We start from the raw sequence: 14,223 nt of genomic DNA on the forward strand, positions 1-14,223 counted from the left end.
CGCTAACTCAAGTAAACTAGGAGGGAATAAATACGAGGTCACTGATGGCATTAAAAGCAACGGTTTACAAAGCAGCAATCAATATTGCCGATATGGATCGGAATTTTTTTCACGATGCGAACCTGACGATAGCGCAGCATCCGTCTGAAACTGAGCAGCGTATGATGCTGCGGCTTTTAGCGTGGATTTGCCATGCTGATGAAAATCTGCGCTTTACCAAAGGGCTCAGCGCAGATGACGAACCGGAAATCTGGCGACGTAACGATACGATGGAGCTGGAACTGTGGATTGAGCTAGGCCTGCCGGATGAAAAACGGCTCAAGAAAGCCTGCAATCAGTCGCGTTCCGTCGTGTTGTACGCCTACAGCGAGCGTGCTGCACAGGTTTGGTGGAGTGCAATATCGGGAAAAGTCTCTGGGTACAAAAATCTGGCTATCCGATTTTTGGATGATAATCAGCTGGCTCAGCTTGCCGGACTGGTTCAGCGCACCATGTCATTGCAGGCAACGATACAGGAAGGCACGATCTGGTTGTCTGATGATAAGAATAGTCTGGAAATAGCATTTTCTGAGTGGAAAATTCCTCAGACTCAGGGATGATAACAGATTGGATATATTCCAGATCGTTGAGTCAGAACGATAAAAACAGGGCAGAGACGGCAGGAAAATAATGATGAAAAAACTGGCTATCGGTGTGCTGTTGATTGCAGGGATTTCTGGGTTGATCGGGTGTCATACCCGCTCGCAAGTTCAGGAAGAACCCCTTAAACCAATGGCGCAAAGTTATCGTGGCGTTTTACCCTGTGCGGACTGCGGAGGGATTGATACGTCACTGTTTTTGGAAAAAGACGGGACTTTTGTTCTGCGTGAACAGTATCAAACGACGCGAGAGGGCAACAACACGTTTGCTTCCTATGGGCAATGGCGACGCACCGCAGACAAGCTGGTGTTGACGGATAGCGCGGGCGAAAAACGTTACTTCCGCCCAGTTGATAACACCCTTGAAATGCTGGATCAACAAGGGTTGCCCATCAATTCTTCTCTCCCTCGCCAACTGACGGCAACTGAGCAGGCATTGCCGGATACGCCGATGTCGATGAAAGGTATGTACCGCTATCTGGCGGATGCTGCGACCTTCTCTGATTGCGCGACAGGGAAAACGTTTGTGGTAGCGAGTAATGCCGTGCTTGAAAGACTGTATCTTCGTACTACGGCGTCGGCAGGTGAACCGGTACTGGTTTCCTTTACCGCACATTTTGCCGTGATTCCATCAATGGAAGAAGGGCAGATGGTGAAAGCGGTGGTCCCTAACAGCAGCGATAAAGCACGTATGAACGCGCGGGCAAACTGCGATACGCAGATAGATTGATACAGCGTTAAAAAGAAAAGGCACTGATTTCAGTGCCTTTTTTACATCCATCATTACACGTTAGAGCATTTTCTTTAGCTGATACAGCCAGTCCAGCGCCTGACGTGGGGTGAGCGCATCAGGATCGATGGCTTCCAGCGCTTCAATCGCCGGTGATGGCTCATCATTGCTCAGCAGCGCCAACTGCGCGCCATCGATATGGCTGGATGACGCATTATTCGATAACGTTTCCAGCTCTTTCAGCTTCTGGCGCGCGCGCTTAATCACTTCTTTCGGGACACCGGCCAGCGCGGCGACGGCAAGGCCATAACTTTTACTGGCTGCGCCATCTTGTACGCTGTGCATGAAGGCGATGGTATCGCCGTGTTCGCGCGCATCTAAATGCACATTCACTACGCCTTCCATTTTTTCCGGCAGAGTGGTCAGTTCAAAGTAGTGCGTTGCAAACAGCGTCATCGCTTTGATGCGGTTCGCCAGATTTTCGGCACAGGCCCATGCTAGCGACAGGCCGTCATAGGTTGAGGTTCCGCGGCCGATTTCGTCCATCAATACCAGACTGTTTTCCGTGGCATTGTGCAGAATATTCGCCGTTTCTGTCATTTCCACCATGAAGGTAGAGCGGCCAGAGGCCAGATCGTCCGCGGCTCCCACACGAGTGAAAATACGATCGACGGGGCCAATGACTGCCTGATCCGCAGGTACAAAGCAGCCGATGTGCGCCATCAGCACAATCAGTGCGGCCTGGCGCATATAAGTACTTTTACCGCCCATGTTGGGGCCGGTGATAATCAGCATGCGACGCTGTGGTGCCAGCGACAGAGGGTTAGAGATAAACGGTTCACGAAGCACCTGTTCGACGACAGGGTGACGACCGCCCGTGATTTTGATGCCGGGCTTATCACTCAGCGTCGGGCAGACGTAATTCAGCGTATCGGCGCGTTCGGCCAGATTCGTCAGAACATCCAGTTCGGCCAGCGCGGCTGCACTTTGCTGAAGCTCGGCTAGATGAGGCAGCAGCAGATCGAAAAGCTCATCGTAGAGCGCTTTTTCCAGCGCCAGCGCTTTGCCCTTCGAGGTCAGAACCTTGTCCTCGTACTCTTTTAGCTCGGGAATGATATAGCGTTCGGCATTTTTCAGCGTCTGGCGGCGTACATAATGAATCGGCACCAGATGACTTTGACCACGGCTGACCTGAATGTAATAACCGTGCACGCCGTTGAAGCCGACTTTCAGCGTATCAAGCCCCAGCTTTTCACGTTCACGAATTTCCAGACGGTCCAGATAATCGCTGGCACCGTCAGCCAGCGCGCGCCACTCATCCAGCTCTGCATGGTAGCCCGGTGCGATAACGCCGCCGTCACGTACCAGCACGGGCGGTGCTTCGACAACCGCGCGTTCCAATAAATCACGTAGCTCATCAAATTGCCCAATCAGGCTGACCAGACGACGAACGGAATCGGTATCCAGCGGCGCAAGCTGTTCACGAATATCAGGGAACTGTTGGAACGCATGGCGCATACGTGCCAGATCGCGCGGGCGTGCCGTGCGCAATGCGAGTCGCGCCAGAATACGCTCCAGATCGCCGACCTGTCGCAGAGAGGGTTGCAGGTCTGATGTGATGTCCTGCAATGCGCTGATAGCCTGCTGACGCTGTTTGAGCGCCTCAATATCGCGGCTGGGCATGTGAATCCAGCGCTTCAGCATTCGGCTACCCATTGCCGTCACGGTGCAGTCCAGCACAGCGGCCAGCGTATTTTCCACCCCGCCGGACAGATTTTGCGTTAGTTCAAGGTTACGGCGGGTGGCTGCATCCATGATGATGCCGTCTTGCTGGCGTTCCATCGTAATGCCGCGAATATGCGGCAGCGAGGTGCGCTGGGTGTCTTTCGCGTATTGCAGCAGGCATCCGGCTGCCCGTAGCGCAAGCTTCGCCTGCTCTACGCCAAAGCCGGTCAAATCGCGGGTACCAAATTGCAGATTGAGCTGCTGGCGTGCCGTATCAGGTTCAAATTCCCACAGCGGACGACGACGAAGCCCATGGCGAGTTTCTATCAAATCCATGGACTCAAAGGATTCAGGGTAGAGTAATTCCGCTGGGTTAGTGCGCTGCAATTCGGCCGCCATGGTTTCCCGGTCGGCGGGTTCACTGACGCGAAAGCGTCCAGAGCTGATGTCCAGAGTGGCATAACCGAATCCCCGACCGTCCTGCCATATCGCTGCCAGCAGGTTATCCTGCTTTTCCTGCAATAGCGCTTCGTCGCTGATGGTTCCCGGCGTGACGATACGGACAACTTTGCGTTCTACCGGACCTTTGCTGGTGGCTGGATCGCCAATCTGTTCGCAGATCGCGACGGATTCGCCCATTTGCACCAGTCTGGCAAGGTAGTTTTCAACGGCATGATGAGGAACGCCAGCCATCGGTATCGGTTCACCTGCGGAGGCACCGCGCTTCGTCAGCGAAATATCCAGCAGTTGAGAAGCCCGCTTGGCATCGTCATAGAACAGCTCGTAAAAATCGCCCATGCGGTAAAACAGCAGGATTTCCGGATGTTCAGCCTTTAACCTAAAGTACTGCTGCATCATTGGGGTGTGGGCAGTGAAATCCTTGTCGGTAGAATCTTTCATATTGATTTTACTCAGTCTTAACGCTTTTGTTCGTTCAGGTGATGGCGCTGGGTTTGATGGCAAACCTTACTGATGGCGCGTCACCTGAGCATTGAAATGGAATGCCAGAAGTATACTGGCTGGCAGATGAAAAACATCACCTGCGAGTGCGCTATCTTACCATTGATGGCTGCGATTTGACGTCAGAGCGACGTTACCAGACTGAGACAGGGATGCGTATCCGATTTTTCCACTATTGCTCGAACGCGCGAGGCGGCTCGCAAGTTTGCCATGAAGAGGTATAAGATCAATAGAACAAAGATTGAGTACAATCGGGAAGCAATCAATGTTGTTGAGCTTATAATGGGTGACATTTTTGCCTAATGCCGCAATCATTCATAGGGTAAGATTGCTGTAGTAAAAGAACAACCAACCAAAGGAATGGATGATGGATAAAAGAGCACTACTCTTAAAATCAGGGCTGACGGTCAGGGAGCTACTTCGCCTGAAAAATAATTATGTCTATGTCAAAAGCGATGGTTTTAAATTTAATACCCCAACGAAGAAAACTGAATCCTTTACAGACTATGTTTTTATCGTTACTCGTTTATGCTGGAAAGCAATGTATCTTCCTGTCTTCATGAGTCTATTTTTTTTCTATTTATGATTTTTATAAAAATGGGAATGTGGTTGCAAGTATAACAGTGTTTTTTATTCTTTTTTCTATAATTTTTTTTGTGCGTATTAAAGGTTGAAAGTAATTTTTATAATATACGAATAATCACGATTGTAAAATTAATACGATTAAGATTAATTCTCTTTTAAATAATTCTGAACCCTTTCTTTATCACTTACTGTTATTTTTTTACACATAAAGTTCTATAAATTATATTTTTTGTGTTAATGTTTTTAATATCAAGGATGAAAAATAATGGATAACTACCTAAATAAAAATAGTGTTAATAATCAATATTTTTTGGCTATGGCTCAGGCCGCCGCGTTTGATCTAATGAAAACTGCCAGAATTGTATCATCCCGCCATATTAACGATCTTTTTCTTAAAGCAAAATTTGAGGATGAAATTCGGCGTTTTTCTAATGGAAATCTGGACATCGTTAGAAATGCCAGTAGTTCATCGGAATGTCAGGTTGCTATTAATAACATCAAGGAAGAATGTGCCAATATTGAAAAACAGGGAACAATGCTTTCTCTTGAAAAAGCCAAGGTGTTTATTACCATCAATATGGAGAAAAGAGAGAAGGAGATTGGTTACACAATAAATGCAATTGGTGTTATTGTTGGTGGTGCTCAGGTTGTTTCTGGAGTGGGAATTGCTTATGCCGCGACTGGTTATTTAGGTCGATTTATTGGGGCACATATCGCTCTAAATGGAGCTAGCTCACTTAGTGAGAATATTTTTCATCTTATTGGACGTGAGGATTCAGTAGGATTTATGAAGTCTGGCTATATACGTACAGCAGAATTTCTGGGGTTTGATAAAAAATCAGGTTTGTTAGCTTACCATTCAGTCGATCTTGTCACTTCATTCTATGGTATCGTAAAATTAACACTAAAACCTGATGCCTGGCGGCTTTTTCGATATATCCCCAGCGATTATTATAGAAAAATAAATACGATGAGCAGAGCGTCGCTTATGTTGAAGATGATTGGGGCTGGAAATAAGATACGGATAATGTCTGACATATATAAAGATGATTCTCTTTAGTCTAATGGGCTGGATCAGCCCATCTTACTTTTTCTCTTTAGGTAGGAATATGATTTATATGCTAAGTTCATTGGGATAATGTAATAGACGAGGAAAACAAAAATAAGTGTGAATGAAAAATATACCGAGATGACAATAATGTCATTTTTTATAATTAGGGTTGCTATAAGTATAGTGATTATAACGGCGCATAAAAAACATCCGGTGTGAAATCTGCTTTTTAACGTTTGCGTTAACATCAATAATGTCTCTTCACTATTTTCACCACGAGAGATTATTTTTCTCATGAAGTTAATATCACCCTGAGTGAAACCATTTTCTAAGAGCTCTTTTTCTATCTCTTTGTTATTCATATTTTTTCGATTTTATTAGCCTATATGATTTATACGCCAACTTCATTGGCCCTATGTGATAAACTAAAAAAATAGAAAGCATCATGACAAAAAAATAAACAAAAAACTCAATTAAATCATCCGGTGTATTAAAAATAAAATTAATGGTAAATACAGAGGTTATAACAATAAACAAAAAACACCCGTTATAAAACCGTGCTCGTAATGTATGAGTCAGGTTTTGTAGTGTCTCTTCACTATCCTCACCACGAGAGATTATTTTTCTCATGAAGTTAATATCTTTCTGAGAGAAACCATTCTCTAAAAGTTCTTTTTCCATTTCCTGATCATTCATTTTTTATCCCGATTTTATTGTGTTTGATAGGGCGTAGAGACATTTTAACACTATCGCCCATCAGTTCTTTATTTAATAAGTCGAATCAGTCCATAAGAGGAAAGAACTGGTTCTTGCTACCACATGCTCCCATTCGATTGATGCAAATTTGAACGAAATGCTTTCCTGTGGTTGAGTTTCATTGTGTGTCAATGAGTTAGGATAGAAAAACTGAATGTCGTTGATAATAGCGTCTCTCAGCACCATTTTAAAATAGAGTTCGTTGCCACCGGATTGTGATGTTCTGTAAAACAGAAATTCACAGGTTAGTTTTTCGTTATCGCCTAATGCCTGGGCAATAAGTGGGGTGGCTTTATCTATCGGTTTTCTTATTTCTACGGGGTTGAGAGCAACATTATCCTGTCGAGTTATTCTATTCATTAACTCATAAACAAAAATCTCATCTTCATGAGCGATCTGATACTTGTTGCCAATCGAGTCTGCACTTGAACAGCCCGCAGAGATTAGACCTTGTTTGATGCCGGTGAGTTTCAGATAGATCAAATTTGCCATTATTCACTCCTTAATGTTGTCCATAATCCTGCCCCATAAATCCTTTTTCCTTATGGGAAGGGTAATTTCTGCATTTTTTAGTCAACGAGTCAATAGCGGTTATCGTATGATGTATATCACTTATTATGCTTGATTCTTTAAGTGATTAATATGCTAATTATTTTTAATTAAACTAATGATGATGAGAGGAGGACAGGGGGACTATACCACTCTTTATATTGATTTTGGGCTGATTTGTCAGTGTGAAAAAGATAAGTGGGGCCGGTTTCCCACAGTAGTCTGGGTGCGCGAGGCGGCTCGCAAGTCTATCATTAAATAAGCGATGCCTCGCACTGAGTATTTATTCTACGCGTGATTCAATGGCCTGAGCTTTTTGCCAGCTAGGCAGGTTTTTCAGCCGCTGTGAATAGCGCTGAATATTCGGGAAACGCTCACTGGGAACGAGTTTCTCCACGACGATATTGATAACAAAGCCCAGCATAATATCTGCGCCGGTCAATGTATCGCCCACGATAAATTCTCTTGAAGATAATGAGTCGTCTAAAAATGAAAAAACTTTCTCGAATTCGTTGTCAGCGTAACCTTCGAGGAAATTTAATGTGGTGCCGGTATTCTTTTCAAACTCGCCAAAGATCTTCAATAAAACCGGGAGCATGGCGGAGCTTTCCGCAAAGTGTATCCATTGCAGATAATCAATATATTCGGCTTCGTCTGCATCTGGGGCTAAGTGTCTTGCGTAGCGATTGATCAGGTATTCAACAATCGCACCGGATTCGGCGATGATTTTTCCATCCTCTTCAATCAACGGCGATTTACCTAAAGGATGTATCGCTTTCAGTGATGCTGGTGCTAAATGCGTTTTTTCATCCCTCTGGTATCTGACTAGTTCATAGGGTATCCCCGCTTCCTCAAGCAACCAGAGGATACGAACAGACCGCGAATCGTTAAGATGATGCAATTTTAATCCCATATCACGCTTCCTTAAATCCTAATGGTTTGAGCTAATCGCTATGATGTTGTTTCCATTACGCGTATTGATCCCATGTCACACAGGCAGAGTAGCGGTTATGCTGGCTCACGGCTAACAAGGCTATTTTTGAGGGGGCATAAATATTTTTATGAGGTGGTTATGCCCACGGATGTTGGATAAAAAACATGACCCGCACTCATCGCACCACGCACATCGGCTGGCCTGAGACTGGCTCGGCATGGATCTCTGCATCGATGCTGAATACCCGTTGTAGTAATTCTGGTTTCATAACTTCGTGTGGCGAGCCCTGTGCCATCACGCGTCCATCGGCCAGCATCACCAGATGATCGCAGTAGCGGCTGGCCTGATTCAGATCGTGCAGAACAGTCACCACCGTTTTGCCGGCCTGATTCAGTTCGCGCAGCAGTTTCATTAACTCGACCTGATGGTTGATATCGAGATAGGTTGTCGGCTCATCGAGCAGGACAACGGGCGTATCTTGCGCCAGCAGCATCGCCAGAAACGCCCGCTGGCGTTGTCCACCGGACAAATCGGTTAGCCGTTTGTCGGCGAGGTCGACGATGTGCGTTTTCTCCATTGCGAGCTGCACGCGCTGGCGATCGTCCGGTGATAACCGTCCCCACAGCGATAGCCAAGGGCTGCGCCCGTAGGCCACCATGTCACGCACGGTGATCCCCTCTGGTGTCAAATGCTGCTGCGGTAACAGCGCCAGATGGCGCGAGAGCTGGCGCGCAGAAAATGTAGAGAGCGACTTACCGTTGAGCTGAATAGTGCCGGATTCTGGGATAAGTAGCTTGGCGAAACACTTCAGTAACGTGGATTTACCACAGCCGTTGGGGCCGAGCAGGGCGGTAATTTTTCCCGCAGGCAGTGAAAGTGACAAGCCATCAAGAATACGCTTGTCGCCATAGCCCGCCGTCAGGTTTTGTGTTGTCAGTTCCATTTAGCGCATTCTCACAAGAAGCCAAAAAAACCAAGGTGCACCGATAATGGCGGTGAGCACCCCTGCGGGTAATTCCATCGGCGGATTTAGCGTGCGTGCCAGCAGATCGGCAAGCAGCAGTACCAGCGCACCGGCAACGGCAGAAGCAGGAAGGAGCCAGCGATGCCGGCCTCCCACTAGGTAGCGGATCAGATGCGGTACGACAAGGCTGATAAAGCCGATAGGCCCGCACACCGCCACGCTGGTTGCGGCGAGTGCCACGGCGAGCGCCAATCCCCAGAACTGAATGTGCCCGATATTAACGCCCAGCGTACTGGCGCGGTCATCGCCCAGTGCTAACAAATCGAGATCGCGGCAAAAACGCAGGCTGAGCGGGATCAATACGCAGAAGACGGGCAGCGCGACCATAACGAATGACCAGTCGCGTCCCCACAGGCTACCCGTCAGCCACAGCAGTGCGTTGTTGATATCCTGCGGGCGGGAGAGAATCAGGTAGTCAGTGACGCTTGCCCAGGTGGCTGATAGCGCGACGCCGATGAGTGCCAGCCGCATCGGGGATGACGCGCCTGAGATAAATCTCAGCAGCAGCAGTCCGGCGATGCCGCCGATAAACGCGAGCAGCGGTAGCCAGATCACGGGCAGTGCGGGCACCAACATCAGCGTGCTAACGGTCACCAGACTCGCCGCGTGGTTCACGCCGAGAATATCCGGCGAGGCCAGCGGGTTACGCACAATCCCCTGCACCAGCACGCCGGAAATCGCCAGCGCTGCGCCGACGAACAGCGCCAGCAGTACGCGCGGCAAGCGGTATTGCGTCAGGACATAATGATGCTCGCTGGTGCTGTGCCAGCCGCTCATCAACGCCGACCACGGCAGAGGAATCGCACCCATGCGCAGCGACAGAATGCTGGTGGCGAGTAGTAGCAGCGTAATCGAAATAAACACAATAACGGGGCGCATTATCCTCGCCTCCTTGCCAGCCACACGAAACAGGGGGCGCCGATCAGGGCCAGCACCGCGCCGGCAGGCAGCTCGCCCGGCCAGGCGAGTGCGCGGGCAAGCAGATCGGCCAGTAACATCAACGCCGCGCCCATCAGCATGCTCATGGGGAGCACCTTTCTCTGGTCGTAACCGATCCAGAAACGCGCCAGATGCGGAATTAACAGGCCGATAAATGCTACCGGACCGGCAACGCTCACGCAGGCACCGACCAGAATCAGCACCGCCAGATTGAGGATCACGCGCAAACGACCTAAGTTGACGCCCAGCGTATGGGCGCTTACGTCACCGATATTCAAGAGATTAAGCTGGTTCGCCATCAGCAGAACAGCGGGGGTGACGATGATGACAAACGGGAAGAGTTGCCAGAATTCCACCCAGCGTGCGTGCGATACGCCGCCCGCCAGCCAGTAAAAAATGCCATAGGCGTGATCTTCCGCCAGCAGCAACGTGATGCGGGTTAACGCCATGCACAGGGCTGAAAGCGCAACGCCCGCCAGAATCAGCCGATTACGATCTAGCGTTTGTCGCCCGCCGCCGCCCGCCGCCATCACCATCAGCCAGCACAGGCCGCCGCCGATAGCAGCAACAAAAGCGATGGGATAACCGGAGAGTGAAGAACTGAATGCGCTGGTCAGCGCCATCGCTAGCGCTGCACCGCTGTTGATGCCGAGCAGGGAAGGGGAAGCCAGCGGATTATGGGTCAGGGTCTGGAGCAAAGCGCCGGACAGCGCCAGACTGGCGCCGATCAGGACGGCAACCAGACTGCGGGGCAGACGCAGGTTTAGCACCAGCGCTTCCGGTAGTGAAGAGGGCGATCCCGTAATCAGTGCCTTGACGGCACTCAAGGCGGGAATGGGGATCGCGGAATAACAGAACAGGCTGAGCCAGAACACGCTCAGCAGTGCCGCTATTGGTAATCCCCAACGCCATAACGGGTGGAAACCTAGCCTCATTGCTCGCTGCTGACGCTAACGGGCTGATGCTTAAAAATCTTCACCGTATCGCTGCCGATGCGTTCTGCGGCAAAGATGCCGCGCATCCGCGCCCAGGCGTTGCTGTCAACGGCGGCAATCTGCTGTTTTTGCTGTGCTTCCAGCAGGTTCCAGAGCGTATCCTGCTGCCAGCGCTTCACAATACTTTCTTCGCGATAGTGCGTCACAATCAGCCACTGTGGGTTAATCGCCAGCAGTTGTTCCAGATTGATAGACGCCATAGGGGCATTGTTAATGGGTTTCGGGACGCTCAGACCGAGGGCGGCCAGCACGCTGCCAGTGTAGGCATCGCTGGAGTACAGGTTAAACTGCTGCTCGCGCGAGGTACCGAAGGCGACGCTCGTGCCCTTGGGGAACTGGTCGGCGTAGGCTTTCATTGTCTCGCGATGCTGGGACAGACGAGCCTGCATGGCATTTTCTTTCCCTAACACCTTGCCAATGATCTCCGCCGAATGCAGGTTTTCTTCATAGGTTTCGTTGCGTGATTTCAGCAGCAGGACCGGTGCGATGGCCTTCAGCGCTGTGTAAATGCCGCTATGGCGACTGCTGTCGGCGATAATCAAATCAGGCTTCAGTGCGCTGATGGCTTCCAGACTCGGCTGCGCGCGCGTTCCCACAGAGTGCCAGGGTTTAAGGTGTTCACGGACTTCTGACAGGATCCGGTCTGGATCGTTGTCATCGGCGATGCCGACCGGGCTGACGTCTATCGCGGCCAGCGCATCGGCAAAAGAGAGTTCCAGCACCACAATGCGCTGCGGTGGCGTGTCGAGCGTAAAGGAACCCTGTTCATCCTGCACCGTGACGGCATTGGCGCGGCCTAGTCCGAACAGACAAAGCGTGGTAATTAGTGCGACGCGAAGTAGAGCAAACATAGTGTAACTCCGTTAGAGGTCATGATTGTTAGTCAGGCCGAGCAGGTGCCCGGCGAGTGATAACGTGACAATCAGAATTTCAGCGAGCCCTGCATGTAGAAGGTGCGGGGTTGGCCGGCGTAAATGCCTTTGTTGTTGTCATCGCTGTTCGAGCGCGTGTAGTAATCGTGGTCGAACAGGTTTTTCACACCAAATGCCAGATTGAGGTCAGAGAACTGCGGGCCGAAGTCGTAGGCCGCACGAGCGCCCCACAGCATAAAGCCGGGGATACGTCCGGCACTGCCATCGGCGCTTTCGGCAACGGTGTTGGCGTTATTGGCAAACTGGCTGGACTGGAACTCACTGTTCAGGTTGAACGTCCAGTTGCCCGGTTGGTAATCGACGCCGAATCCGCCACGGTGTTTTGAAGAGAAGGGCACCTGATTACCGTAGGTGTTGCCCACTTCACGAATTTCCGCATTCACATAGGCATAGCGCGCATAAACCGACACTGTATCTAAGCGAGGTGACAGGTCGGCGAGGTTATAGCGAGCCTGCGTTTCCAGTCCGGAATGGCGGGTTTTGCCGCGGGTGGTGACGGTATCGTTAGTCTGGTTGGAGTCGTACTGGTTATTAAAGTTAACCAGAAAGACGCCCATTTCTGCCGTCAGCGCACCGTCGTCGTAACGGGTGCCGACTTCCCAGGTTCGCGCTTTTTCTGGTTCCACTTTGCCGCTTTTAGCAGCCTTGCCAATTCGGCTGTACTGTACGGTGCCGAATGATCCTTCGGTGTTTGCATAAAGATTCCAGCTCTCGTTGACGTGATAGAGCACGTTCAAGGCCGGCAGCGGCGCGTTGTAGCTGACCGCTTCGCCTGTGCCTTTCAGCGTGTTGTCCTGATGGGATTTGATGTGCTCAAAGCGCATTCCCGGTGTAATCGTCCAATTGCCAATATCAACGCGGTCGTCGATGTACCAAGCGTGCGCTTCTGTACCCGCGCGGGTTTCGCGATCGATAGGGCTGTTGGCGCTTGGCAACGTCTTGCTGGCGGTGCTGGTGAAGTAGCGCACCTCATGGGTGGATTCGCTGACATAACGGTAGCCAACGCCCACTTCATGAGCGGAAGAACCGAGGGTAAAACTTTGGCTGTAGCGGGGTTCGATGCCGCGTACCCAATATTCGCGTGGCGACAGGGTGATGATTGAGTTCTGTTCCAGATAGCCGCTGCGCAACGTGCGCGTGTAGAAGCCCTGAATGTTGAATTTATGCTGCTGATCCGGCTGATATTGGTAGCCCAGACTGGCAAGTTGACGGCGTCCCCAGAAACGATCGTATGGGCGCGTTGACTGCCAGCGGTCAGCATTGTAATCGGCACGCGACAGGCCGCCTGGCATATCGGCGCTGCCATCATAATATTGCAGCAGGCTGTTAAACGTGTGTACGTCGTTCGGCGCGTAGCGGCTTTTCAGCATCACGTCGTCAATGCGCGTCGCGCTGTGCTCGCGCCAGTCGCTGCCGCGCGTGCCGGAATAGAGCAGCGCCGAGCCAAAACCGTTATCCGCCGTGCCGCCAACCAGCAGGTTGTGCGTTTCTTTTGGGTTGTGCTGTGAGGACGTCGGGCTGTGTTGACCCTCTACACCAGCGCTAATGCCAAACTCTTTCGGGATCGCCCGGGTGACGAAGTTCACCACGCCGCCGACGCTTTGTGGTCCGTAGCGCACGGCGCCGCCGCCGCGCACGACATCAATGGCGTCCATATTGCCAAGCGAAATGGGCGCGAGGGAAAGCTGTGGCTGACCATAGGGAGCAAAAGGTACTGGAATGCCGTCCATCAACACGGTGGAGCGGCTGGCCAGACGCGGACTGAGACCGCGAATACCAAAGTTCATGGCCAGATCGTGGCTACCCGTACCGTTATTCTCCGGCGCATACACGCCCGGTATACGGTTTAAGACATCGCGCATTGTGGTGGCACCGGTCTTGGCGAAGTCCTCACGGCGGATCACATCGCGCGCGCCGGCGTGTTCAAAGACGTCATTTTCACGTGCTTCACCCAGCCAGTCGCCGACAACCGTCAGCGTTTCTTCCGCTGCTGCCGGAATCGGTTCCAGCGTCCAGGCGTTATCGCCTAGCGCTTTCAGTTGCAGACCGCTACCCGCAAGCAGGGCTTTCAGGCCGCCGTCAACGGTGTAGTCGCCGTGCAGGCCGTTGCTGCGCTTTCCCTGCGTCAGGCTGGCATCGACCGACAGCGTAATCCCGCTGCGGACGGCATAGTGGTTGAGCGCTTTGTCTAACTCGCCAGCCGCAATATCGTAGCGTACGGTGGCGGGGGTCACTGCTGCGTAGGCCACCCCTGTCGTGATACCGACTGTCGACAGCAGGCTGAGCTGTATCGCTAAGGCTAAAGGGGTTGCTTTACGAAAGGCGCGTAAGAGCGTCATAACATCTCCATCATCATTTTTGTTCTATACACCTAAGTCGAACGAGAGGGAGAAAAAGGACAATCA

Annotated in this window: 13 protein-coding genes; 4 read left to right on the top strand and 9 right to left on the bottom strand. The window is 50.9% G+C overall.

What is annotated here, in order from left to right; genetic code table 11:
• The first annotated feature begins 44 nt into the window (after positions 1 to 44).
• Both EIP93_RS05655 and nlpE read left to right on the top strand, forming a co-directional pair.
• Positions 45 to 599 (top strand): YaeQ family protein, encoded by a 555-nt coding sequence (locus EIP93_RS05655; protein WP_039483887.1) that lies wholly within the window; start codon positions 45 to 47, stop codon positions 597 to 599.
• Positions 600 to 672: 73 nt separating this feature from the next.
• On the top strand, positions 673 to 1,368 hold the full coding sequence (gene nlpE / locus EIP93_RS05660) for an envelope stress response activation lipoprotein NlpE (RefSeq protein WP_164498024.1): 696 nt from the start codon (positions 673 to 675) through the stop codon (positions 1,366 to 1,368).
• Positions 1,369 to 1,428: 60 nt separating this feature from the next.
• Here nlpE and mutS read toward each other — a convergent pair whose 3' ends face one another.
• Positions 1,429 to 3,993 (bottom strand): DNA mismatch repair protein MutS, encoded by a 2,565-nt coding sequence (mutS, locus tag EIP93_RS05665; RefSeq protein WP_125232413.1) that lies wholly within the window; start codon positions 3,991 to 3,993, stop codon positions 1,429 to 1,431.
• Between the two features lie 424 nt (positions 3,994 to 4,417).
• Between mutS and EIP93_RS05670 the strand changes: the two genes are divergently transcribed.
• Complete coding sequence (locus tag EIP93_RS05670) at positions 4,418 to 4,639, top strand: hypothetical protein (RefSeq protein ID WP_125232414.1); 222 nt, start codon at positions 4,418 to 4,420, stop codon at positions 4,637 to 4,639.
• Positions 4,640 to 4,903: 264 nt separating this feature from the next.
• Positions 4,904 to 5,698, top strand: coding sequence for a DUF4225 domain-containing protein (locus EIP93_RS05675; RefSeq protein ID WP_107332453.1), 795 nt, complete (start codon positions 4,904 to 4,906; stop codon positions 5,696 to 5,698).
• 345 nt (positions 5,699 to 6,043) lie between these two features.
• Here the strand turns inward: EIP93_RS05675 and EIP93_RS05685 are convergent, their stop codons facing one another.
• From EIP93_RS05685 to fecA, 8 genes are all read right to left on the bottom strand, one after another.
• Positions 6,044 to 6,385, bottom strand: coding sequence for a hypothetical protein (locus EIP93_RS05685; RefSeq protein WP_125232416.1), 342 nt, complete (start codon positions 6,383 to 6,385; stop codon positions 6,044 to 6,046).
• A 72-nt stretch (positions 6,386 to 6,457) separates the two neighbouring features.
• The gene (locus tag EIP93_RS05690; RefSeq protein WP_039353631.1) at positions 6,458 to 6,937 is read right to left on the bottom strand and encodes an Hcp family type VI secretion system effector; all 480 of its coding nucleotides are present in this window, start codon (positions 6,935 to 6,937) and stop codon (positions 6,458 to 6,460) included.
• Between the two features lie 340 nt (positions 6,938 to 7,277).
• Positions 7,278 to 7,907 carry a glutathione S-transferase family protein gene (locus EIP93_RS05695; RefSeq protein ID WP_103972425.1) on the bottom strand — a complete coding sequence of 210 codons (630 nt, stop codon included), beginning with the start codon at positions 7,905 to 7,907 and terminating at the stop codon, positions 7,278 to 7,280.
• Between the two features lie 196 nt (positions 7,908 to 8,103).
• Complete coding sequence (fecE, locus tag EIP93_RS05700) at positions 8,104 to 8,871, bottom strand: Fe(3+) dicitrate ABC transporter ATP-binding protein FecE (RefSeq protein ID WP_125232417.1); 768 nt, start codon at positions 8,869 to 8,871, stop codon at positions 8,104 to 8,106.
• Positions 8,872 to 9,831: a Fe(3+) dicitrate ABC transporter permease subunit FecD gene (gene fecD / locus EIP93_RS05705; RefSeq protein ID WP_125232418.1), complete on the bottom strand. Its 960-nt coding sequence runs from the start codon at positions 9,829 to 9,831 to the stop codon at positions 8,872 to 8,874. It abuts the gene before it with no gap.
• Positions 9,831 to 10,826, bottom strand: coding sequence for an iron-dicitrate ABC transporter permease FecC (gene fecC, locus EIP93_RS05710; RefSeq protein WP_125232419.1), 996 nt, complete (start codon positions 10,824 to 10,826; stop codon positions 9,831 to 9,833). Before fecC ends, fecD begins: the two co-directional genes overlap by 1 nt.
• Entirely contained in the window at positions 10,823 to 11,737 is a 915-nt protein-coding gene (locus EIP93_RS05715; protein ID WP_103861145.1) for a Fe(3+) dicitrate ABC transporter substrate-binding protein FecB, read from the bottom strand. The genes fecC and EIP93_RS05715 overlap by 4 nt, the downstream gene beginning before the upstream one ends.
• Positions 11,738 to 11,808: 71 nt before the next feature.
• Positions 11,809 to 14,157 carry a TonB-dependent Fe(3+) dicitrate receptor FecA gene (fecA, locus tag EIP93_RS05720; RefSeq protein ID WP_125232420.1) on the bottom strand — a complete coding sequence of 783 codons (2,349 nt, stop codon included), beginning with the start codon at positions 14,155 to 14,157 and terminating at the stop codon, positions 11,809 to 11,811.
• Positions 14,158 to 14,223 lie beyond the last annotated feature (66 nt).

The organism is Pectobacterium versatile (assembly GCF_003932035.1).
Lineage (GTDB): Bacteria > Pseudomonadota > Gammaproteobacteria > Enterobacterales > Enterobacteriaceae > Pectobacterium > Pectobacterium versatile.

Coding starts and splice junctions, on each gene's coding strand:
- EIP93_RS05695 (WP_103972425.1), bottom strand. CDS start 7,907: ATGGGATTAAAATTGCATCATCTTAACGATTCGCGGTCTGTTCGTATC.
- mutS (WP_125232413.1), bottom strand. CDS start 3,993: ATGAAAGATTCTACCGACAAGGATTTCACTGCCCACACCCCAATGATG.
- EIP93_RS05675 (WP_107332453.1), top strand. CDS start 4,904: ATGGATAACTACCTAAATAAAAATAGTGTTAATAATCAATATTTTTTG.
- nlpE (WP_164498024.1), top strand. CDS start 673: ATGAAAAAACTGGCTATCGGTGTGCTGTTGATTGCAGGGATTTCTGGG.
- EIP93_RS05670 (WP_125232414.1), top strand. CDS start 4,418: ATGATGGATAAAAGAGCACTACTCTTAAAATCAGGGCTGACGGTCAGG.
- EIP93_RS05685 (WP_125232416.1), bottom strand. CDS start 6,385: ATGAATGATCAGGAAATGGAAAAAGAACTTTTAGAGAATGGTTTCTCT.
- fecA (WP_125232420.1), bottom strand. CDS start 14,157: ATGACGCTCTTACGCGCCTTTCGTAAAGCAACCCCTTTAGCCTTAGCG.
- fecD (WP_125232418.1), bottom strand. CDS start 9,831: ATGCGCCCCGTTATTGTGTTTATTTCGATTACGCTGCTACTACTCGCC.
- EIP93_RS05655 (WP_039483887.1), top strand. CDS start 45: ATGGCATTAAAAGCAACGGTTTACAAAGCAGCAATCAATATTGCCGAT.
- fecC (WP_125232419.1), bottom strand. CDS start 10,826: ATGAGGCTAGGTTTCCACCCGTTATGGCGTTGGGGATTACCAATAGCG.
- EIP93_RS05715 (WP_103861145.1), bottom strand. CDS start 11,737: ATGTTTGCTCTACTTCGCGTCGCACTAATTACCACGCTTTGTCTGTTC.
- EIP93_RS05690 (WP_039353631.1), bottom strand. CDS start 6,937: ATGGCAAATTTGATCTATCTGAAACTCACCGGCATCAAACAAGGTCTA.
- fecE (WP_125232417.1), bottom strand. CDS start 8,871: ATGGAACTGACAACACAAAACCTGACGGCGGGCTATGGCGACAAGCGT.